Origin of the sequence: Streptomyces sp. NPDC050315 (assembly GCF_040655775.1) — a bacterium.
Taxonomy (GTDB): domain Bacteria; phylum Actinomycetota; class Actinomycetes; order Streptomycetales; family Streptomycetaceae; genus Streptomyces.
In genome coordinates this window covers 1437480-1457298 of the sequence record NZ_JBFAKN010000001.1, presented here as the reverse complement: position 1 = coordinate 1457298, position 19819 = coordinate 1437480, and the positions used below count along the sequence as shown (strand labels likewise).

Annotated in this window: 19 protein-coding genes; 4 read left to right on the top strand and 15 right to left on the bottom strand. The window is 72.1% G+C overall.

The window, feature by feature from the left end; translation table 11 throughout:
• Positions 1-37 precede the first annotated feature (37 nt).
• Complete coding sequence (locus tag AB0I82_RS06200) at positions 38-2164, bottom strand: hypothetical protein (protein WP_363255883.1); 2127 nt, start codon at positions 2162-2164, stop codon at positions 38-40.
• Between the two features lie 219 nt (positions 2165-2383).
• Here AB0I82_RS06200 and AB0I82_RS06195 point away from each other — a divergent pair, with 219 nt between their 5' ends.
• Positions 2384-3070 carry a hypothetical protein gene (locus AB0I82_RS06195; protein ID WP_363255882.1) on the top strand — a complete coding sequence of 229 codons (687 nt, stop codon included), beginning with the start codon at positions 2384-2386 and terminating at the stop codon, positions 3068-3070.
• Between the two features lie 158 nt (positions 3071-3228).
• The gene (locus AB0I82_RS06190; protein WP_363255881.1) at positions 3229-3507 is read left to right on the top strand and encodes an EF-hand domain-containing protein; all 279 of its coding nucleotides are present in this window, start codon (positions 3229-3231) and stop codon (positions 3505-3507) included.
• 84 nt (positions 3508-3591) lie between these two features.
• Here AB0I82_RS06190 and AB0I82_RS06185 read toward each other — a convergent pair whose 3' ends face one another.
• Positions 3592-4152, bottom strand: a complete 561-nt coding sequence (locus AB0I82_RS06185; RefSeq protein WP_363255880.1) for a cysteine hydrolase — start codon at positions 4150-4152, stop codon at positions 3592-3594.
• The gene (locus AB0I82_RS06180) at positions 4149-5129 is read right to left on the bottom strand and encodes a TetR/AcrR family transcriptional regulator C-terminal domain-containing protein (protein ID WP_363255879.1); all 981 of its coding nucleotides are present in this window, start codon (positions 5127-5129) and stop codon (positions 4149-4151) included. The genes AB0I82_RS06185 and AB0I82_RS06180 overlap by 4 nt, the downstream gene beginning before the upstream one ends.
• 197 nt (positions 5130-5326) lie before the next feature.
• Here AB0I82_RS06180 and AB0I82_RS06175 point away from each other — a divergent pair, with 197 nt between their 5' ends.
• The gene (locus tag AB0I82_RS06175; protein ID WP_363255878.1) at positions 5327-6538 is read left to right on the top strand and encodes an FAD-dependent monooxygenase; all 1212 of its coding nucleotides are present in this window, start codon (positions 5327-5329) and stop codon (positions 6536-6538) included.
• 24 nt (positions 6539-6562) lie between these two features.
• Here the strand turns inward: AB0I82_RS06175 and mftE are convergent, their stop codons facing one another.
• The 12 genes from mftE to mftA are packed head-to-tail and all read right to left on the bottom strand — an operon-like array spanning position 6563 to position 18711.
• Entirely contained in the window at positions 6563-7324 is a 762-nt protein-coding gene (gene mftE, locus AB0I82_RS06170; RefSeq protein WP_363255877.1) for a mycofactocin biosynthesis peptidyl-dipeptidase MftE, read from the bottom strand.
• Positions 7321-8733 (bottom strand): mycofactocin biosynthesis glycosyltransferase MftF, encoded by a 1413-nt coding sequence (gene mftF, locus AB0I82_RS06165; protein WP_363255876.1) that lies wholly within the window; start codon positions 8731-8733, stop codon positions 7321-7323. The genes mftE and mftF overlap by 4 nt, the downstream gene beginning before the upstream one ends.
• The gene (locus AB0I82_RS06160; protein WP_363255875.1) at positions 8730-9530 is read right to left on the bottom strand and encodes a mycofactocin-coupled SDR family oxidoreductase; all 801 of its coding nucleotides are present in this window, start codon (positions 9528-9530) and stop codon (positions 8730-8732) included. Before AB0I82_RS06160 ends, mftF begins: the two co-directional genes overlap by 4 nt.
• Positions 9527-10405 carry a mycofactocin-associated electron transfer flavoprotein beta subunit gene (locus tag AB0I82_RS06155; protein WP_363255874.1) on the bottom strand — a complete coding sequence of 293 codons (879 nt, stop codon included), beginning with the start codon at positions 10403-10405 and terminating at the stop codon, positions 9527-9529. Before AB0I82_RS06155 ends, AB0I82_RS06160 begins: the two co-directional genes overlap by 4 nt.
• A gap of 5 nt (positions 10406-10410) precedes the next feature.
• Positions 10411-10722: a 4Fe-4S dicluster domain-containing protein gene (locus AB0I82_RS06150; protein WP_363255873.1), complete on the bottom strand. Its 312-nt coding sequence runs from the start codon at positions 10720-10722 to the stop codon at positions 10411-10413.
• Positions 10719-12065: an FAD-dependent oxidoreductase gene (locus AB0I82_RS06145; RefSeq protein WP_363255872.1), complete on the bottom strand. Its 1347-nt coding sequence runs from the start codon at positions 12063-12065 to the stop codon at positions 10719-10721. The genes AB0I82_RS06150 and AB0I82_RS06145 overlap by 4 nt, the downstream gene beginning before the upstream one ends.
• Positions 12058-13029: a mycofactocin-associated electron transfer flavoprotein alpha subunit gene (locus tag AB0I82_RS06140; protein ID WP_363255871.1), complete on the bottom strand. Its 972-nt coding sequence runs from the start codon at positions 13027-13029 to the stop codon at positions 12058-12060. The genes AB0I82_RS06145 and AB0I82_RS06140 overlap by 8 nt, the downstream gene beginning before the upstream one ends.
• Positions 13026-15002, bottom strand: coding sequence for a mycofactocin system FadH/OYE family oxidoreductase 2 (locus tag AB0I82_RS06135; RefSeq protein ID WP_363255870.1), 1977 nt, complete (start codon positions 15000-15002; stop codon positions 13026-13028). The genes AB0I82_RS06140 and AB0I82_RS06135 overlap by 4 nt, the downstream gene beginning before the upstream one ends.
• Positions 14999-17008, bottom strand: a complete 2010-nt coding sequence (locus AB0I82_RS06130; protein WP_363255869.1) for a mycofactocin system FadH/OYE family oxidoreductase 1 — start codon at positions 17006-17008, stop codon at positions 14999-15001. Before AB0I82_RS06130 ends, AB0I82_RS06135 begins: the two co-directional genes overlap by 4 nt.
• Positions 17005-18258 carry a mycofactocin radical SAM maturase gene (gene mftC / locus AB0I82_RS06125; RefSeq protein WP_363255868.1) on the bottom strand — a complete coding sequence of 418 codons (1254 nt, stop codon included), beginning with the start codon at positions 18256-18258 and terminating at the stop codon, positions 17005-17007. Before mftC ends, AB0I82_RS06130 begins: the two co-directional genes overlap by 4 nt.
• On the bottom strand, positions 18255-18533 hold the full coding sequence (gene mftB, locus AB0I82_RS06120; protein ID WP_363255867.1) for a mycofactocin biosynthesis chaperone MftB: 279 nt from the start codon (positions 18531-18533) through the stop codon (positions 18255-18257). Before mftB ends, mftC begins: the two co-directional genes overlap by 4 nt.
• Positions 18534-18585: 52 nt before the next feature.
• Positions 18586-18711, bottom strand: coding sequence for a mycofactocin precursor MftA (gene mftA, locus AB0I82_RS06115; protein ID WP_363255866.1), 126 nt, complete (start codon positions 18709-18711; stop codon positions 18586-18588).
• A 79-nt stretch (positions 18712-18790) separates the two neighbouring features.
• On the opposite strand from mftA, the gene AB0I82_RS06110 reads away from it, so the two are divergent.
• The gene (locus AB0I82_RS06110; RefSeq protein ID WP_363255865.1) at positions 18791-19732 is read left to right on the top strand and encodes a mycofactocin-coupled SDR family oxidoreductase; all 942 of its coding nucleotides are present in this window, start codon (positions 18791-18793) and stop codon (positions 19730-19732) included.
• The last annotated feature ends 87 nt before the right edge of the window (positions 19733-19819 follow it).

Genomic DNA, 19819 nt, shown 5'->3' with positions numbered 1-19819 from the left:
GGGGAACGCGGTCATGGCCGCTGTCGGCGGGGCGCGGTCATGGCCGCGGTTCGTACCTCTCGGCTTCTCTGAGGAGGCCGGCGGCACTGCTGTGGGGCAGCGCGGTGAGCCTGTGGAACATTGCCGCGATCGTGGAGTTCAGCTCGGGCGTGGAGTTGGCCACCCGGTTGCGCGGGTCGGCGGCCAGCCACAGCGCCGTGACGAGCATGGTGAGCGACCAGTGCTCGTCCAGGGCCGCGGGCGCCAGCCGTCTGGCGAGATCGCGGACCCGGTCGGAGGGTGTCGGCTCCTGCTCCCCGCGCCCGCGCGGAGCCACCGGGATGAGCATGGGTGCCGCGGTGATGGCGTACAGCTCGTACAGCCACTGGTCGGTGCCGGGAAGGGCCGTGAACCGCCTGGCGAGGTACGCGACGACCTGGTTGAGATCGTTGAGGGCGAGGGAATGGTAGAGCGCATCGAGCCGGCGTTGCTGGGTCTGCTGCTCACGCCGATGCCAATCCCGCAATGCAGTGTGCGTGGTGATCCAGCCCGATGGCCCCTCGGGTTCGTGCCGGCCCAGGGCCTGGAGCAGCACGAGCCGCAGCCACGGATGGAGTACGGCCTCCGGTCTGCTCTCCTCCCGCTCCCGGCAGTGCTCCAGGTAGCCGCTGCCCTGGCCACCGCGCGTGTTGGCGTCCTCGGGGACCGGCGGGATCAGCCAGAGCCGTGCGTCGACGTCCCTGCGCAGGGTGTCCTTGGTGAGCTGGTCGTACTCCTCCAGGATGCCGGCGTCGACGGCCGATTCGAAGGCGCGTGCGGCAGAGCAGACCACGAGCGCGGACCGCTGTCCCTCGGACAGATCGCGCAGGAGGTAACGGCGCGCGGCCTCGTCGAGAGCAATGGATCCGTCCGCGGCCGTGGAGCTGTCCGCAGCCGTGGGATCCGTGGAATTCGTGGGGGCCGTTGGATCGTCCGACGGGTCCGGGGCCGGCGGGGCGTGCTCCAGGATGTGGCGCAGCTCGGCCGGCCCGCCACCGCGCTCGACCACGATCGCGTACGTGGCGTCCAGCAGGGCCCGCGCGCTCCAGGGATGGCCGTAGGAGAGGCGGTGGATCAACGGTGTCGCGTGCACCACGGCGGACGCCGCCTGCTCGGCCAGCGTGGTGACCTCCGGCTCGGTGAGGTCGCGCAACTGGACCGGGTACCAATGCCACTTGGTGGTGGAGGCGGGCTGCGGAATGCTCTCCTTCCAGTCGGCGTACGAGGCCGCCTCCGGCGTACGGATGCGCAGCTCGGCCGGGGAATCGGGGGCGTAAGGCCCCGGCACACTGCGGGCGTTGGCAGCAGTCGCAACGACGAGCAGTGGATCGTGAGCGCGCCCCGATGACGCATTCACCTCACGGATCCGTACCAGAAGGTCGAGAAACTTGCGGCCTTGCGGCGCGTCGATGTTGTCCAGCAGCACGACACACTCCCTGTCGCGCGCATGCCGTGCATAGTGATCGCGCAGATCCTCCAGGAAGGCCCCGCACAGCAGCCGGTCGACCTCCTCCAGGTCCGCCGACGCCTCGCTCCTGGCCAGCTCGTTCAGCTTCATCAGCGCATCGACGGGCCGGTTCGGACTGTCGGCGTACCAGGTCAGCCCGGTACGCCACATCATGGTGACGGGCAGCCTCGGCAGGCCGAACTGGACGAGTTTCAACACGAGGTTGAGGCCGGGCAGCTGCAGAACGTTGAGGTCCTGCAGCAGACCGACCCCCTCGATGACCCCGTTGGCCCTCTCGTACGCCTCCGTGCTCTCCTTCGCCTGGCGCAGCGCCCGTTTGAGTTCGGCTCGTACGCGCCGCACGTCCGCACTGTCGATGGTGAGCTCGGCACGCGCCACGAGCAGCCCGAGAGCCAGCCGCGGGAAGTGGACCGCGGGCTGCCGGGGCAATCGGTAGGACAGGCCGAGGGCGAGCCGGGCCGCTACTTCGTGCGGCCTCTTGGGCACGGCCGAGGCGAAGTCGTAGAACGCGTTGGGTCTGTTCGACGCCAGGTAACCGAGCCACTTGAGGCCGGCGGTCTTACCACTGCCCCGCCGGCCGAGCAGCGTGATGACGGGCAGCTCCCGGTCGCCCCCTTGGCGTGTCCGGCACTCCTGGAACAGGCGGACAACGTCCTTGATCCCCAGCGGATGTTCCATCGGCACGGCCACCTGTCGACCTCCCCCGCCCGCTATGCCTTCTGCAACCCCTGTGGCCACTTACCCTTACTGGCTTCTTTTTTACCCCTCCTTGCCCGGCTTCGACTCCACAACGCGCATGCTCAAGATCGCTTGGCTCGGGTCGGTGTTGGTCTGTTGGTGTGAAAGGGTGGCGCGACGGCGGAACGTGCAAGGTTTGCCCGTCGGGGAAGGGGAAGCGTGAGTACTGGTCAGGTCCGCACCATGGTGAGCCTGATGGCTCAGGGAGCGCCGGTCGAGGTCACCAGTAGATGGGGGACCGCGAGCAAGTTGGCGCGGTTGGCGCACCTTGGGGAGCAGTTCGGCTACCAATACGCGGACGCCGGGTATGTGAACCGTGGCACCCAGCTCCTCATGGTGCCCGACCCGCAGCCGCAGGCGCGGCAGCGGGCCCAGCAGGCCTGGGCGCAGTTCCCGCAGGCCGCCAGCGGTGGCCCGGTGCCGCCGCTGCCCGCGCTGGCGCCCGAACTCCTCAAAGCCCAGGTCGACTTCGATCTGTCGGGGCGGCACAACGAGAAGCGTCGGCTCCTTGCCATCATCCCGATCACGGTGATCGTACTGATTCAGTTGATGCGGGACGGTGGTGACTCGGCAGTGTTCTGGGTCCCGTTCTGGGCCCTGGCGGTGTGCCTCGCCGTGGGCATGGTCTTCTATACCCGCAAGCGGCACGCCACGTACGAGGCGCAGTTGCAGCAGGCCGGTTATGTGCAGGTCCTCGACCCGACGGGTCGAGTGCACTACTTCCCGGCGGGCAGCTCCCTCGCGGCTCAGAGCGCTCCGGTCGGCGGTCCCCAGCCCGGCCTCGGTCACATGCCGCCGCAGCAGCAGTCGTACGGGCAGCAGCCGCAGCCCCCGCAGAAGTTCTGAGTGGGCGGCCGCCGCCGGGTCGGTCGGTGGCGGCCGTCCGGTCGGCCGGTCATTCGTGACGTTGCGCAGTCGATCCACTACGGTTAGTGCCTGCAGTTGGAAGTGACCGCGACGCATCCTGCCCTGCCGCCGTCCGGCGGAGGGCGAGGGGAGACACCATGCAGACTCGTACCGCTGTCATCGCGATGGCTCTTACGGCGGCGGGCGTTCTTGGCGCCAGTGCATCCGCCTTTGCCGCCGGCTCCGCGGCCGCCCCTCCGACCTTCCAGCAGATCGACACGGACGGGACCGGCACCGTCAGCGAGCCGGAACTGATGGTGGCGGGGAAGCGGCAGGGGGTCTCCGAGTCCGACATCCGCAAGGCGTTCGGCCTGGTGGACCGCAACTCGGACGGACAGATCTCCAAGGAGGAGTTCGTTCAGGCGACCCGGAAGTAGTAGCGGGCGGGACGCCACCAGCCCCACCGGCACGCGCAGCAACCTGCGCGGCCCGTGGATGTCCCCGAGCCGGGGCGTCGGCCGTCAGGGCGATGTGATCGTCGTGAGCCAGTTGTCGATGGTGAGGACGTTTGCCCACTGGGGGAACAGGCGCTCGGTGAGGGTTCGGTGCAGGTCCGGGTCGGGGTCCAGGCAGCCGTCGGAGAGGACGGTGAGGGCGAAGTCCAGGTCGTTTGCCTGGCAGAGGGTGGACAGGACTACGGCGCTGGTGGCGATGCCGGTGAGGATGAGGTTGTCGATGCCGCGTGCTCGTAGCACCACGTCGAGGTCGCTGCCCGAGAAGGCGCTTGCTCGTCGCTTGGTGACTACCACCTCGCCCGGCAGGGGTGCGACCTCGGGGTGGATTTCGGTGCCTGGGGTGCCTTCGACGTAGAGGCCGGCCTGTGTGATGGCGGTGAGGGCTCTGTTGTGGGTGCCGACTTCCGGGTAGCCGGGGCGTAGTGCGATGACTACGTAGATTACGGGGATGTGCGCTGCCCGGGCGCCGTCGATCGCCCTGCGCAGGCGCGGTAAGTAGCCGGAGCCGTCGTCGGCTATGTCCACGATGGACTGTTGGACGTCCATCACGAGGAGGGCGCTGCTCATGTCGTCTCCCGGAGCGGGGTCGGTGGTGAGAGGAGCGTGGCGATGCCGTCCAGGTAGCGCTGGAGGCCGAACTCGAAGAGGGCGTCGAGGTTGAGGTCGTAGCCGGCTGTGGCGAGGCGGTCCAGGGTGGGGAAGCGGCCGGTGGCCAGGATCGCTTGGAGGGCCGGTTCCTGAGTGTCCATCCACTCCTCGTCGTTGAGGCCGCTGACGGCCTCCGCCTCCGCTTCCATCTCGACGTGTACGGCGGTGCCGCGGATGTGGTTGAACAGCGCGAGGTGGGCGGTGAAGGCCGTGGAGAGGTCGAGGCCTTGGCCCTCCAGGGTGGCGAGTACCCACTCCGTGTACGGCATGGGGCCGGCGGCCGGCTGTGGCCGGGTCACGGACAGCGCCGGTGCGAGCCACGGGTGGCGGCGGAACATGTCCCACAACATGTGGGCGGCGAGCGAGAGCCGCTCCCGCCAGCCCTCGGGCGGGGTGGCGGGGAACTGCCACTGCGAGAACGTTGCGTCCATCATCTGGATGAGCAGGTCGTCCTTGTCGGTCACATGGCGGTACAGCGACATGGTCGCTCCCCCGAGTTCGGTGGCGACTCGGCGCATGGAGACCGCCGGCAGCCCTTCCGCGTCGGCGATGCGCACGGCCGCGGCGACGATCCTTTCGAGGGTGAATGCCTGGTCGGGGTGTTGCGCGCGCGGGGTGGGCGGGGGCGTGTGCGGACGTGGGGGGAGGGGCTGGGCGGGACGCCCCTGGCGGCCCGCGGTTTCGACCACCGTGCCGACGCCCGGTACCGCACGCACCAGACCTTCGTGGCGGAGCTCGGTGAGCACCTTGGTCGCGGTGGCCATGGCGACGCCCCACTGACGGGTGATCTCGCGAGTCGAAGGCACGCGGTCGCCCGGGCTCAGTTCGCCTGCCGCGATGCGCCGCCGGAGCTCATCGGCGATCTGGCCGTAGCGCGGCGCGTTCTGTGGGCTCACGTGTTCCCTCATTCCCTCCGTACTAGTGCACCTGGGTGCCCCTCACCGTAACGGTCACGCTGGGGCGATGTCTCCCCGTGGTGCCGACATGCCCCCGAGGGAGCGGGGGAGTACTAGTGCACTAGAGCGTTGAATACGGTGTTCAGCTTGGGGTTTGGGGCTTGCGGGTAGTGCGCGTACGTCGTACATTCGGCGTCATGCGGAACACTGATGTACTCATTTCCGGTGCCGGCATCGGCGGACCCGCGCTGGCGTACTGGCTGCGCAAGGCCGGTTTCAACGTCACCGTCGTCGAGCGAGCACCCGCCCCCCGGCCGGGCGGCCAGACTGTGGATCTGCGGGGCGCCGGCCGTGACGTCATGACCCGGATGGGACTCCTGGAACAGGCGCGGGCGCTGAGTGTCGACCAACGCGGCCTGGCGTATGTGAACTCCTCCGGCCGGGCCACCGCCCGGATGCCGGCGGACAGCTTCGGCGGCGAAGGGATCGTCTCCGAGATCGAGATACTCCGGGGTGACCTCGGCCGGCTGTTGTACGAGGCGACCCTGCCGGACACGGAGTACCTGTTCGATGACACCGTCACCGGGCTGGTGCAGGACACCACCGGGGTCACTGTCACCTTCGAGAAGGCGGCAGCGCGGCGATTCGGGCTGGTCGTCGGTGCGGACGGACTGCATTCCGTGGTGCGCGCGCTGGCCTTCGGGCCGGAGTCGCAGTATGTGCGCCCGTTGGATCTCTACACCGCGTGGTTCACCGCCACCGGCGAGGAAATCGCCCTCGACGGCTGGTACCAGATGCACAACTCGCCCGGTGGCCTTGTGGCTTCGGCCCGGCCGGGGCGTCTGCCCGGCGAGATCAAGGTCGGGCTGAGCTTCCGGTCGAAGCAGCTCTCCTACGACCGCCGTGATGTCGCTGAACAGCAGGAGCTGATTGCCGGGCGGTTCGCACGGGCGGGCTGGGAGGTTCCTCGTCTGCTGCGGGCGATGCGCACCGCGCCCGACTTCTTCTTCGACTCCATGGGGCAGGTCCGCCTCGACCGGTGGTCCGAAGGCCGGGTGGCGCTCCTGGGTGACGCCGGATACTGCCCGTCGCCGCTCACCGGCCTGGGGACCAGCCTGGCCCTGGTCGGCGCGTATGTGCTGGCCGGTGAGCTCGGCGCGGCCGACGGTGACCACCGTGTCGCCTTCGCGAACTACGACCGGGTCATGCGCCCTTACGTGAGCAAGGCGCAGCAGTTGCCGCCCGGCGGAGCCTCGGGGTACGCGCCCTCCAGCGCGCTGGCCATCGGGTTGCGGAACGCCTCGGTACGTTCGATGAATCGCTGGCCGATGCGGCAGCTGCTCGCGGCACAGTTCGCCAAGGCCGGGGACATCGCGCTGCCCGACTACGGCCGCGCGGCCGTGTTGTAGTACGTGCGCCATGGTTGCCACGGTTCACCTCACCGTGGCGGGGCGGTCGGCCCATGCGTGCACCGCGGACCGCAAGGACGTTGCCCAGGTGTCGAGAAGGCGGTGGCCGTCCGGGGCCGAGGCGTGAGTGGGATCGCCGAGTACACCGTTGGGGGTCACGCCGCGCAGCCCTGAGCGGCGAAGGGTGGGCATGAGGGCGGGGAGTGGGCGCGTGTTGCCGGGTTCCGTGCGGTCGTTGCGTACGGTGCCGGGGCGCAGGGCCAGTACGGCAGAGGTCTCCTGGTGGCCGGCGTGGCTGTCGGCGGGGTCGCCGGTGGGGAACCAGGACAGGACGTTGCGGCCCTCGGAGCGCAGTTGCTCGGTGGCGCGCCGCAGCGGTTCGGCGTTGCCGCCGTGGGCGCACACCAGGACGACGCCCGCGAAGTCGTCCGCGGACCGCACGAGTTCCACGAGGAGTACTTCCAACGCGGCTTGGCCAATGGACAGGGTGCCGGGGAAGCCGGCGTGTTCGCCGCTGGAGCCGTAGGGCAGGGGCGGGGCCAGGACCACGGCGGGGCGGGACACGGCGAGACGCTCGCAGAGAGCGACGGCGATGTCGGTGTCGACCGTGAAGGGGAGGTGCGGTCCGTGCTGCTCGGTCGAGCCGAGAGGGACGGCGAGCAGGCTGTGCGCGGCGACGGCGGCGATGTCGGGCCATGGGGCGGAGTCGAGGCGCAGCGGTGCCGGAGTGCGGTGGGATCGGTGGGACCGCGCGCGGTCTTCCGCGGCGGGCGTCGGAGAAGTCATGGTGTGGGGCCGCCCTGGTCGTGGTCGCGGAGGATGCCGTTGTTGCCCGGCCAGTCGGCCAGGTCGGGCAGGAGAGGGGCGAGGGTGCGGGCGCGCAGGGCGCCTCGCCAGACGCCCGCGCCGTACGCGAAGTCGTCCATGGCACGAGCGGCGACCCAGTGCGGCAGGCTCACCGGTGGACGGGTGCGCAGCCAGTCCGCCACATGCCGGCCGTATGCCGCCGTCAGCAGCAGCCGCCCTGTCCTGCCGGTGGCCAGGAGGGGGAGGGCCACCGGCCACCACGTACGGGTCGCCGCGTCGGCCAGCGCGCGGCCCGCGCCCCAATGTCCCAGCGCGGCCAGCCGCAGCGCTTCGGCGGCCGGGACGCCGGTCGTGCGCAGTTTGCGGGGCAGGAGTGCGGCGGTCGAGCCCGCGATGAGCAGCGCCGGCAGCGGGCGGCCGGCGGCGAGTGCCGTCCAGGCGAGTGCGCTCCAGACCGACACTCTTACGGGAGCGACGGCCCGTCCGTGGCGGAGCGCGAGGGGCGCGGCGGACGTGCCGTAGTCGAAGCGCTGCTTGGCCCAGTCGCGCCAGCGGGCGCGCGGGGTGTGCCGGACCGTGGCGGTGGGCTCGTAACGGACCTGTCCTCCGGTGGCTGCCAGCCGCCAGACGAGGTCGACGTCCTCGCCGAACCGCATGCGTTCGTCGAATCCGCCGAGCGCGCGCAGCGCGGAGGCACGCACGATCAGGGCGGCGGACGGTACGTAGCCGACGCGGCTGCCCGGGCGGACCGGGGCCGCCGCCGGGCCGAGGTCGAGCGACGAGCGAGCCGTTTCGTACCGTTGGAGGACGGTGCGGCCGGGGGCGCTGCGCACACGGGGGGCGACGGCGAGTACGTCCGGGTCCGCGAAGTGCCGTAGCAGCGGCCCGAGCCAGTCGGGGTCCGGTTCCACGTCCGCGTCGAGGAAGGCGATGAGGGGAGTGTCGGCCGCGGCCCACCCGGTGTTGCGAGCGGCGGCCGGGCCTCTGGGGTGCGCATGGCGCACCGTGGCTTCCGGCAAGGGGACCTGCGAGCCGTCGTCGACCACGACGGTGGCCGCCAGTTCGTCGAGATGCGGGAGCAGCCGGCGTACCGCCGCGGTGTGATCGCGGACCGGTACGACGGCGGTGACGTCCCGGTGGGTGAACGGCCCCGTGGCGTACTGCGGGTGAGCGAAGCCCGCTCGGAGGAGGCGGGCGGCCAGGCGGCGGTGGCGGGGGGACGCGGAGACCGGCCGCCCTGCCAGCCAGCCCGCGACCAGCCGGGCGCCCGCGTGCGACAGCCGCAGCACGCGGTACGGCGAGCCGCCGAGCAGGAGCCGGCCGTCGGAGAGAAAGCGGGTCGCGGCGTCCGGGAGCAGCCGGAGCTCGGGCGCGGTCTCGGATGTCATGCGGTGAAGCCCCCATCGGCGTGCAGGACGGTGCCGGTGACCGCGGAGGACCGTTCGTCGCAGAGCCAGCAGACGGCGGCGGCCACCTCCTCGGGCGTCAGCAGGCGGTCCGTGAGGTGGTACCGGGCGAACTCCTCGGGGCCCGGGAGGCCGTACAGGTCCGCGCTCGCGTCGAGCATCGGGGTGCGGGTCGAACCGGGTGACACGGCGGTGGCGTTGACCCCGGTGCCCCGTAGGTCCGTGGCGAGGCCGCGGACGAGACCCACGACGGCGGCCTTGGCGGCGTTGTAGGCCGCGAGGTGCCACAGGCCGCGGTGGGCGGCGGCCGATGCCAGGGCCACGAATCGGCCGGACCGGGGTGCGGGCCTGGCCAGCAGCGCGGGGACCGCGGCGCGCGCCAGATGGGCGACGCCGCGCACTCCGGTCTCGAACAGGGCGTCCCACTCCGCGTCGCTGGTCTCCCACAGGGGCCTGCCACCCGCCATGACGGCCGCGGCCGCGACGGCCGCGTCCAGACCGCCGTACGCCTCGTGGGCCAGGTCGACCGCCGCACGCAGGGATGCCAGGTCGCGTACGTCGCCGATGACGGGACGTACGGTGCCGGGCCAGGAGTCGGCCAGGGAGTGAAGCTCGTCCTCGCTGCCGAGCGGGTAGCCGAGTCCCGGTTCGTCGGCACAGCTGTCCAGGGCGACCACGCGCCAGCCCTGGGCGGCCAGTTGGTGGACCACGGCGGCACCGATGCCGCGGGCGGCGCCGGTCACCAGGGCGACTCGCGGCGCGTGGCCGGTGCCGGTCATGCGGTCCCTTCGTCCAGGCAGCCGTGTGCGCGGAGCTCGGCGAGCAGCGCGTCGGCGGCCGCGGCCGGGGTTTCGGGCGCGACGATCCGGGCCGTGGTGCGCCGGGCACCGGCGTCGGCGCCGGTCAGGACGCGCAGCCGGGCGCGCGGGTCGGCCGCCGTGGGCGGGGGAAGGGGCCGGGGGCGTGGCCGGTAGGGATGTACGGAACCGGCCTGTACCCGGTGGCCGGGGACGCCCGGTACGGTCACCGCAGGGACGGCAGCGGTACGGGAGGCGAGCAGGGCGGGCAGGGCGGCGCGGCGCAGCCGTACCTCTGTGGGCTCGACCGAGCAGACCGCGGGCAGCGGGATGGCGAGCCGCTCGCGGACGCCGTGCGCGGTACGGCGGATCGCCGTCAGTTCGCGTACGTCTTCGGGCTCTCCGGCCGCGCCGCGTACGGCAGTCAGTTCGCTGAGGCCGAGGGCCTGTGCGGCGTGCAGACGCGCCGCCAGAAAAGCCGGTACGGAGCCCGTGCCGTCTTCCGGCGAGCGGTCGCCGAACAGGACGAGGTCCGGCGTGCCGTGCGTCCCGGCGGGCAGGACACGGAATGCGGTGTGCAGCCCGTGGGCGATCACCGAGGGGTCCTCGAGATTCGCGGGGGAATTCTCGTCGACGCGCAGGGCGGCGTCCGCGCCCGCGGCGAGTGCCTCCCGCAGCGTGGACTCGATCGCGGGCGGGCCGACGCCCACCGCGACGCAGCGTCCGCCGAGCGCCTCGGTGAGCCGCAGGGCGTGCTCCAACGCACACAGGTCGGCGGGGCGCACGCCGGCCATGAGGTCTGCTGCGTACCGGAGAACCGCCACGATCAGCGGTCGGGAGTGCCGTGCCCAGGTCATCGGCCTCATCCCCGCCGGAACGCGACGCCGTGGCCGCCGTCCGGATACGTCCAGGTCAGCGCGCCCTCAACGGGACACACCTGGTGGCAGGTGCCGCATTCGAAGCACTGCTCGTAGTTGAAGAGGAGCCCGCCGTCGGACGTCGGCACGAAGAGATCGGCCGGGCAGGAGTGCACACAGGGTCGTGCGGTGCACGAGCGGCAGGCGTCGGCGTCGAGGGTGATGTGTGGGCGCTGCGCGACCCGGAATTCCACCGTGGACATCCGGTCCGCGAAGGATGCTCCGTCGTACGAGGGGAGCGGCTGGTCGGTGCTCATCCGAAAGACCTCAATGCGGTGAATGCGTCGGACAGGGCATGGCGAAGGCCGACGCCGTGCCGTCGGGCCGTGCGGCGCAGGATGCGGCCCAGGCCGGGCTTGGGGGACGAGTTGTCGACCTGGTACAGGCTCTGGAGGAGATCGCAGGCGAGGCCCGGGTACGCCTGCTGCACCCGGTCGGAGAAGACCAGGCCCGGCACCTTGCGCAACTTGCGGTGGTCGGCCAGCACGAAGGAGTCCGCCAGCATGCGCCGGTAGCCGGCCAGGCCACGGCGCGAGGTGTCGCCCGCGGCCACGGCGGCCGCCGCGGCGCGGCCCGCGTACATGCCGGCGCCCAGTGCGTAGTTGACCCCCTCCAGCCAGATTCCCGCGGCCAGGCACATATGGGCGGCGTCGCCGGCGACGAGGATGCCGTCGCCGGCGAGTTCGGGCATGGTGTCGTAACCGCCCTCGGGGAGGAGATGGGCGGCGTACTCCTTCACCTCGGCCCCGCGGAGCAGCGGCGCGACGGCCGGATGCGCCTTGAGCTCGGCGAGTATCCGGTCGGGGCGGACGGCGGAGCGGGCCAGGCCGGGCAGGCCGAGGACCACGCCGACGGAGACGGTGTCGAGGTTGGTGTAGAGGAAACCGCCGCCCGGGACGGAGCCCGTGCACCCCAGGATTTCGATGTCCATGCCGTCGCGCCCGGTGAGCTGGAAGCGCTGCTCGATGACCTCGCGGGGCAGGGCGAGGGTCTCCTTCACACCGAGGGACAGGTGGGCACCGCCCTTCTCCGGCACCCGGTGGAGCCCGGCCTCCCTGGCGAGGAAGGAGTTCACACCGTCGCAGGCGATCACCACCCGTGCGCGCAGCTCCCCGTCGGGGCGGTCGGTCCGTACGCCGGTGACCTCGCCGCGCGGCCCGCGCAGCAGGCCGGTGACCACGGTGGACGGCACCAGCACGGTGCCCGCCTCCTCGGCGAGGGAAGCGAGCCAGGAGTCCAGCGCGGCCCGGTGGACGGTGGCACCGTTGTACGGCGGGCGGCCCCAGTCCTCGGTGCGCAGATCGACGGTGAGCGCCTGATGGCCCGTCATGAGCATCGTCGACCGGCGGGTCACCCAACGCTCGACGGGCAGCTGCTCCCACCACTCGGGCACCAGTTGATCCAGCACCCGGCCGTAGACCACGCCGCCGTAGACGTTCTTCGCGCCGGGGTAGGGACCGCGCTCCACCAGTGCTACGGAGCGGCCGGCGCGGGCCGCCTCCAGTGCGGCGGCGCTGCCGGCGGGGCCCGCGCCCACGACGATGACGTCGAAGTCCGGGGCGGTGGCGGCGCGTTGTGCGCTATGCGTCGGTTCACTCACGGTCGGCGGCTCCCAGCCGGGCGGACAGTTCGGCGAGTACGGCGGGTGCGTCCGCGACGATGCCCAGATCGGCCATGGCCGTCATCGGGCAGTGCGGGTCGGTGTTGACGCTGATGATCAGGCGCGGGGTGCCGAGGCCACCGGTGTGCTGTCCTGCGCCGGACACGCCGAAGGCGATGTAGACGTCCGGGTCGACGGCCACGCCCGTGGTGCCGATCTGCCGCTCGTGATCCAGCCAGCCGGCGTCGGTGACGACGCGGGTCGCCCCGACGGACGCACCCAGTGACCCGGCCACGTTCCGCAGCAGCGCAACGGAATCGGGGTCTCCGAGGCCGCCGCCGGCGCCGAGGATGCGCCGGGCGTCGGCGAGGTCGTCCCCCGTAGGGCCGGGTTGCAGGACTTCGACGACTCGGGGGTCGGGGATGTCCGCGGGCCAGTCGGGGGTGAGTGCGGTGGGAACGAGTGCGGTGGGGCTGCCGTCGGTGGAGGCGGCCGGGGGCGGGTTCATGCCCCGCACCCCCGCCACCAACGTGGTCACGAACGGCCCTCGGGCCGTCAGCCGGGTCTGCGCCGTCCCTTCCCGTCGGGAGACCAGCGCGCCGTCCGGCAATACCTCGACCGCGCCCGCGAGCAGCGGCCGGTCGAGGGCGTGGGCGAGCCGGGGCGCCAGCTCGCGGCCGTCGGCCGAAGCGGACAGCAGCAGGGCGTGCACCCCCGTCAGCAGCGGGGCGAGCGCGGTGGCCGTCGTCCCCGGTCCCGGCCGGAGTCCGCCGGGGAATTCGGCCGTCCATGCCTGCCGGGCCGGTGCCAGCCCGGACAGCGCCGCCCGGGTGCCGTCGCCGACGAGCAGCACCGCACCGCCCGCTTCCGCCACGACCTCGTCCGCGCCCGGTGGTGCCGCCCCGTCGCGTACCTGCACCACGGCGAGCGACGGGAGCACAATGCCCGGTCGGCCGGCGGTCACAGCGCGGCCCCCGCCCGGTGGCCCTCGATGACCGCGGCGTGTGCGCGGCGCGGTGTCAGGCAGTCGCCGGCCCGCTCCACGGGGAACGGCGCGTCCTTCAAGGCGTGCCACAACGCGTCCTCGGGCGCTTGATGGACGGCGCAGACGACCCAGTCCCAGCGTTCTTGCACCGTCTCTCCTGTGGTGTGGGTGAGGACGTCGAGCAGTACCCCGTCGCCGCCGTCCGGCTCGGGCGCCGCGGAGAGTACGACACGGTCGGTGGCCAGGCCGATGCCTTTGGCGTGCGCCCGCACGGTGAACGTCTCCAGGTCCAGGGTGCTGCCGAGGTCCTGTCCGACGACCATGCCGGGGGTGCAGACGCGCACCCGGCAGCCGCGGTCGGCGAGCAGTTCGGCGACGGAGGTGGCCTGGTGGAAGCCGAGTTCGTCGACGACGAGGACCTCGCCGGACGGTTCGGCGCGGCCTTCGAGGACATCCCGTACATCGACCACGCGCGCCAACTCACCTGCCCAGTACGGACGTTGCGGGCGGGCACCGCAAGCGAGCACCACCGCGTCGGGGGACTCGGCGCGCAGCAGTTCCGCGGTGGCCTCGGTGCCGGTACGGATCTCCACGCCGAGGCGGCGGCACTCGGCCAGCAGATTGCGCACGACATCCAGGAACTCCGCGCGGTGGGGCGCGCCGGCCGCGATGCTCACCTGGCCACCCGTGGCCGCGCCGCGCTCGTACAGCGTGACCCGGCGGCCGCGCCGCGCCGCGGTGGCCGCGGCCTGCAGCCCGGCCGGACCGCCGCCGACGACGAGGACGCGGCGGGGGCGGCGCGGGGTGGGCAGCGCCGTGGCGCGCCGCGGTGTCTCGGCCTCGCGTCCCGCATACGGATTCTCCAGGCAGCCCAGCCAGCGGTTCTGGCCCATGCGGCCCACGCACTCCTGGTTGCAGGACATGCACGTGCGGATGTGGGCGCTGTGTCCGCTGCGGGCCTTGGCCAGCAGCTCGGGGTCGGCGATCTGGCCGCGAACCATGCCGACCAGGTCGCAGTGGCCCTCGGCCAGGGCGCGTTCGGCCTGTACCGGGTCCTTGATGCGGCCGACGCCGACCACCGGGAGGCGCACCGCGCGCCGGATGGCGTTGGGAATGAACAGCCCGTACCCGGGCGGCACCGCCATCGATGCCTCGATCATGTACAGCGTCGAGGTCGCCACGCCGATCGAGGTGTTGATGTAGTCGACCGCGCCGGTGGCTTCCACGAGCCGGGCGGTCTCGACGCCCTCGTCGAGGGTGATGCCGCCCTCGATCAGCTCGTCGCCGCACAGCCGCACGCCGAGGGCCAGGCCGGGGCCGATGGCCTCCCGTACCGCGTCGATGACCCGCAGCAGCAGTCGGGCGCGGCGCTCCAGGGTGCCGCCGTAGCCGTCGGTGCGCAGGTTCGTGGCGGGGGAGAGGAAGCCGCGCACGATCGAGGAGTGCGAGCACTGCAGCTCCACGCCGTCGAAGCCGCCTTCGGCGCAGTGCTGTGCGACGGTGGCGTACCCGGCGACGATCTCGTCGATCTCGGCGGGCGTCACCGCCTTCGGGACTTCGCGGAAGAGCGGGTCGGGCACGGGCGAGGGCGCCCACACCGGAAGCCTGGAGTACATGCTGGATGCCTGGCCGCCGTTGTGGTTGACCTGCGCGAACACCGGCACACCGTGCGCGTGCACGGCTTCGGTGATGCGCCGGTAGCCGGGCACCACCTCGGGACGGAATCCGTGGATGAGCTTCTCGTACGGCCAGTCGCTGGGATGCGTGGAGTGTTCCTCGGTGATGACCAGCCCCGTGCCGCCGGCGGCACGCGCCGCGTAGTACGCCGCGTGCTGTGCGCTCGGCAGGCCGTCCTCGGCGTAGTTGGTCAAGTGGGCCGAGAACACTGCCCGGTTGGCGACCTCCACGGGGCCGATCCGCAGCGGTGAGAAGAGATGCCGGTACTGGGTCATCGTGCGGCTCCGGCGACGGGCGGGTGCTCGGGGGCGCCGCCGTACGGCGATGCGTCGGCCGCCGCGAGGGACAGTGCCGTGCGCCGTCCCTCCAGAATCGCTTCGTGCACCGTGCGCGGCGCGACGCAGTCTCCCGCCCGCGGTTCGCCCGGCAGGGTTTCGTCGGGGAGCCGGTGGCCGCAGTGCACGACCGCGGCGCAGGGCACCTCGCTCCGCTCACCCGTCAGCACATGCTCGACGATCGCCTTCCCGGGTGTTACCCGCCGCAGCACCGACCGCTTGTGCACGGTCGTACCGGCCTGCTGCAACCGGCGGTTGGCGTCCGCGAGGTCCCCGGTGCGGGCCAGCTGGGTCCCGGCGACCTGATCCGGTGTCACCAGTGCCGTGCCGCGGCCCAGGGCGGCCAACGCCTCCGCGATGCCCACCCCCACGGCGTCCCCCACCGGGTCGTGGACCAGCACGGGGCCGTCGCCGAGCCGGTCCGCCGAGGCGGGCCAGTCGGCGAGGAGATCCGTGGCATCGACCACGGTGCTGTCCGCTTCCGCGGCGTACGGGCGGGGGCCCGGCACGGAACCGGTGGCGAACAGGACGGTGCGGCCGGACGCACGGGCCGCGGCCACCTCCGCGGGAGTGATCTCGATCCCGGTGCGGACCGTGACGCCCAGTCGGCGCACCTCCGCCGCCAGCCAGTCGACCAGCCGCCCGAGCCGGGCGCGCGGACCGGTGGCCGCCGCGGTGCGCAGCGCACCGCCGAGCTCGGCGCGGCGTTCGGCCAGCTCGACCCGGTGGCCCCGCCCGGCCAGCACTCGGGCGGCCTCCAGGCCCGCGGGACCGCCGCCGACCACCAGGACGTCACGGGTCGTACCGTCGTGGCCCTCCGTCGGCGGGTCCTGCGTCTCATGACCACTGCGCGGCTCCGCGACACAACTCACCACGGGGTTCCGGCTGTCCCGCACCTGGCACTGCTGATTGCACAGCACGCAGGGCCGGATGCGGGTCCCACTGCCCGCCCGCCACAGCGCGACCAGCCGTGGCTCCGCGATCTGGGCGCGCACCATCTCGACCAGGCAGGCGGCATCCGAGTCCAGCGCCTGTTGTGCCCGGTCCGGGTCGACGATGGAGCCCTGCAGGACGATGCGGGTCGCGCCGGCGACCGCCTTCCGGACCGTACGTGCGAGCTCCATGTTGAAGCCGGGGTCGGTGTGCAGGTCGGGCCGGTATGCGGCGGTGTTCATGGCGGAGCCGCGTACCACGGTGAGGTAGTCGAGATGCGGCGCGAGTGCGGCGGCGGTCTCGGCCGCGTGTTCCGGTGTGATACCGGCCCAGGGCGCCAGCTCGTCGCAGGAGAGCCGGAGGCCCAGGATGTGGTCGGTGCCGATCTCGGCGCGTACGGCGGTGACGATCTCGCGCACGAGGAGGGCGCGGTCGGTGCCGTAACGGTCCTCGCGGTGGTTGGTGAGGCCGGAGAGGAACTGGCGCAGCAGGCTGTACGGCCCGGCGTCCAGCTCCACACCGTCCAGGCCCGCTGCCACGGCCCGCCCGGCCGAGCCGACGAACGCCGCGCGGAGCTGCCGTATCTCCCGCTCTTCCAGTTCCATCGGCAGCTCGCGCGAGGCGACGTCGGGCACCCGGGACGGCGCCCACAGCGCGGACTGGGAGTAGGCGGAGGAGCCCTGGGAGCCGGCGTGGCCCAGGCCCGCCACGACCAGCGAGCCGTGCGCGTGGCAGGCGGCGGCCGTCGCGGCCCAGCCCGGCGCGCAGTCCTCCGCCAACGGAGCGCGCTCGTACGGCCAGTCCGACGCGTGGACGCTCGCCGTCTCGGTCACGATCAGCCCGGCACCGCCCGCTGCCCGCCGCTCGTAGTACGCGACATGGCGGTGCGAGAGCGCCCGCCGCTGCGCCAGGTTGGTCTCGTGCGGTCCGAAGACGACCCGGCTGGGCGCGGTCCGTCCGGCCAGCCGCACGGGCTCGGTGAGGCGGGCCGGACCGGCTGCAGTTCCGCTCATCCCGTGCCGCCCGTCTCCCGGACCGTGAAGCCCGCCAGCGGGCTGGCGTCACAGGCCCGGTCCACCGGTGGTACCGGCCCGGCACCGCCCCGTGCGTGGAACCCTTCCGGGGCACGGCCGATGCTCACCGGGACCGCGCCACCGACGCGCCTGCGCGGGCCGGTCCGGTGCGAGTGGTCGGCGGCGGGCCGGGGAGCCGTCCCCGCGGCGACGCCGGCCAGCGCCCGCTCGCCGTGCCCCTGTACGCACTCCGGATCGGGACCGTCGAGCGGCAGGCCGGTGAAGAACTTCGCGGCCATGCAGCCGCCCCGGCAGGCGTCGAAGGCCGCGCAGGGCGTGCAGGCGCCCGCGCTCTGCGGGCCGCGCAGCTCGGCGAAGAGCTCCGAGTCCCGCCACACTCCGGCGAAGCCGCCCGGAGCACGGACATTGCCCGCGAGGAACTGCTCGTGGATGGCGAAGGGGCAGGCGTAGACGTCACCGACGGGGTCGATCAGGCAGACCACGCGGCCGGCGCCGCACAGGTTCAGTCCCGGCAGCGGGGTCGGGCCGAGCGCGTTGAGGTGGAAGAAGGAGTCGCCGGTCAGGACGTGCTCGCCGTGGGCGACCAGCCAGTGGTAGAGCTCGCGCTGCTGCTGGGCGGTCGGGTGCAGCTCGTCCCATACGTCGGCGCCCCGCCCGGAGGGCCGCAGCCGGGTCAGCCGCAGCTGTGCTCCGTACTCCTCGGCCAGGGCGGCGAACTCATCGAGCTGCCCGATGTTCTGACGTGTCATCACCACGCTCAGCTTGCATTGGCGCTTGCCCGCGGCCGCCAGCCTGCGCAGCGCTGTGATGGCAGTGTCGTACGAACCCGGCCCGCGCACCGCGTCGTTGATCCCGGCGGTCGCCCCGTCGAGGGAGACCTGTACGTCGACGTAGTCGCTCGCCGCCAGCCGGCGGGCCCGGTCCTCGGTGATCCGTACACCGTTGGTGGAGAACTTCACGCCGACCTGGTGCTCGGTGGCGTAGTCGACGAGCTCCCAGAAGTCCGGCCGCACCGTCGGCTCGCCGCCGCCGATGTTCACGTAGAAGACCTGCATGCGCTGCAACTCGTCGATCACTGCCCGGCATTCGGCCGTGGACAGCTCGCGCGGATCGCGGCGTCCCGACGAGGACAGGCAGTGCACGCAGGAGAGATTGCAGGCGTACGTCAGCTCCCAGGTCAGGCAGATCGGGGCCGCCAGACCCTGCTGGAATCGGTCGACGAGCGTCATGCCGCGACACTCCGGCGGGGTTCGATCGTGCCTGCTTCACAGAGCGCGGCGAGCGCCGCCAGCAGGGGCCGGTGCCGCTCGGTGGGTATCGCGGCCGCATCGAGGGCCGCGTGCACGTCGGTGTGGTGCTCCAGCGAGCGGACCACCTCGACCAGTTCGAGGCTCTTCAGGAAGCTGAGCCGGCGGGTGGTGAAGTCGTACGCCAGCGCTCCGAAGGGTTCGGGGCGCAGCGCCACGCTGGGGGCACACCTGTACGGCAGGCCGGGACGGAACACGATGACTCCTCGATGCGGCCGGGAGCGGGTCCGGCGGAGGTCGGGTGCGGACTCAGTAGACGCCGCACATGCCGTCGATGGAGACCTCCTCGACGAGCAGCTCTTCCTCGACGAGTGACGTCTCGTCGGCGAGCGGCGCTTCCTCGGACCCGGCCGTCGCGGTTTCGGTCTCGGACATGGCAACTCCTTCCCTTCGGCGAGCTGTCCGGTGATCGTCGCAGAGGAGCGGGCGCAATCCAGCCCCTAAACATTTAGGGGTGGGCGGAGCGCTCGCCGCGCCCTTTTCGACGCTAGAAAAGTTATGGGGCGGTGCGCTCCCGACCGTGTGCGAACTCATTCCAGGAGGGCCGATGGGCCGCGTTTCAGGGAAAGTTGCCGTTATTACGGGAGCGGCTCGCGGGCAGGGCCGCAGCCATGCCGTGCGGCTCGCCGAGGAAGGCGCCGACATCATCGCCATCGACCTCTGCGCGGACATTTCCGTCGTCGAGTACCCGATGGCGGACGGTGCCGAACTCGCGGAGACCGCACGGCTGGTGGAGAAGACCGGCCGACGGGTCGTCACCAAGGTCGCGGACGTCCGCGACCGTGACGCGCTGCGGGCCGCCATCGACGAGGGCGTCGCGGAACTGGGCCGACTGGACGTCGTCGTGCCCAACGCGGGCATCCTGCCCATCGGCGCCGAGCGGCCCATCGAGGCGTTCACCGCGACCGCCGACATCAATCTCGGGGGCGTGCTGAACACGGTGCACGCCGCGATTCCGCACCTCAGCGAGGGCGGCTCCATCATCGTCATCGGCTCGATGACTGGTCTGCAGCCCGGTCACGCCGACGTGTCGCCCGCGGGCCCCGGCTTTGCCGGCTACCGCTTCGCCAAGCACACCCTGGTGGAGTATGTGAACACGCTCTCCCAGCTGCTGGCGCCGGTGGGCACCCGGGTGAACGCCGTGCATCCGACGAACGTGGACACGCACATGCTGCTCAACGACGCGGTGTACCGCACCTTCAGGCCCGATCTGGAGAGCCCTACGCGCGCCGATGTCGACCCGGTGTTCACGGGAATTCAGTCGATGAGTATTCCGTTCGTCAACGCGTCCGACGTATCGCACGCGGTCGTTTATCTGGCTTCCGACGAGTCCCGTTATGTGACGGGCCTGCATCTGAAGGTCGACGCGGGGGCGACCGTAAAACAGGGCTTGTAGGACTGACCCGTAGGGGGAGTTAGGGGTGTGGGCCGCCGGTCCCGGCTCCTTACCGTGACAGCAGTCCCAATCGGTCCTGATTCACAC

What these genes read in the sequence shown, in the direction of transcription:
- AB0I82_RS06200 (WP_363255883.1), bottom strand. Translation starts at nt 2,164, where the DNA reads ATGGAACATCCGCTGGGGATCAAGGACGTTGTCCGCCTGTTCCAGGAG.
- AB0I82_RS06190 (WP_363255881.1), top strand. Translation starts at nt 3,229, where the DNA reads ATGCAGACTCGTACCGCTGTCATCGCGATGGCTCTTACGGCGGCGGGC.
- AB0I82_RS06185 (WP_363255880.1), bottom strand. Translation starts at nt 4,152, where the DNA reads ATGAGCAGCGCCCTCCTCGTGATGGACGTCCAACAGTCCATCGTGGAC.
- AB0I82_RS06175 (WP_363255878.1), top strand. Translation starts at nt 5,327, where the DNA reads ATGCGGAACACTGATGTACTCATTTCCGGTGCCGGCATCGGCGGACCC.
- mftE (WP_363255877.1), bottom strand. Translation starts at nt 7,324, where the DNA reads ATGACTTCTCCGACGCCCGCCGCGGAAGACCGCGCGCGGTCCCACCGA.
- mftF (WP_363255876.1), bottom strand. Translation starts at nt 8,733, where the DNA reads ATGACATCCGAGACCGCGCCCGAGCTCCGGCTGCTCCCGGACGCCGCG.
- AB0I82_RS06160 (WP_363255875.1), bottom strand. Translation starts at nt 9,530, where the DNA reads ATGACCGGCACCGGCCACGCGCCGCGAGTCGCCCTGGTGACCGGCGCC.
- AB0I82_RS06155 (WP_363255874.1), bottom strand. Translation starts at nt 10,405, where the DNA reads ATGACCTGGGCACGGCACTCCCGACCGCTGATCGTGGCGGTTCTCCGG.
- AB0I82_RS06150 (WP_363255873.1), bottom strand. Translation starts at nt 10,722, where the DNA reads ATGAGCACCGACCAGCCGCTCCCCTCGTACGACGGAGCATCCTTCGCG.
- AB0I82_RS06135 (WP_363255870.1), bottom strand. Translation starts at nt 15,002, where the DNA reads ATGACCCAGTACCGGCATCTCTTCTCACCGCTGCGGATCGGCCCCGTG.
- AB0I82_RS06130 (WP_363255869.1), bottom strand. Translation starts at nt 17,008, where the DNA reads ATGAGCGGAACTGCAGCCGGTCCGGCCCGCCTCACCGAGCCCGTGCGG.
- mftC (WP_363255868.1), bottom strand. Translation starts at nt 18,258, where the DNA reads ATGACGCTCGTCGACCGATTCCAGCAGGGTCTGGCGGCCCCGATCTGC.
- mftA (WP_363255866.1), bottom strand. Translation starts at nt 18,711, where the DNA reads ATGTCCGAGACCGAAACCGCGACGGCCGGGTCCGAGGAAGCGCCGCTC.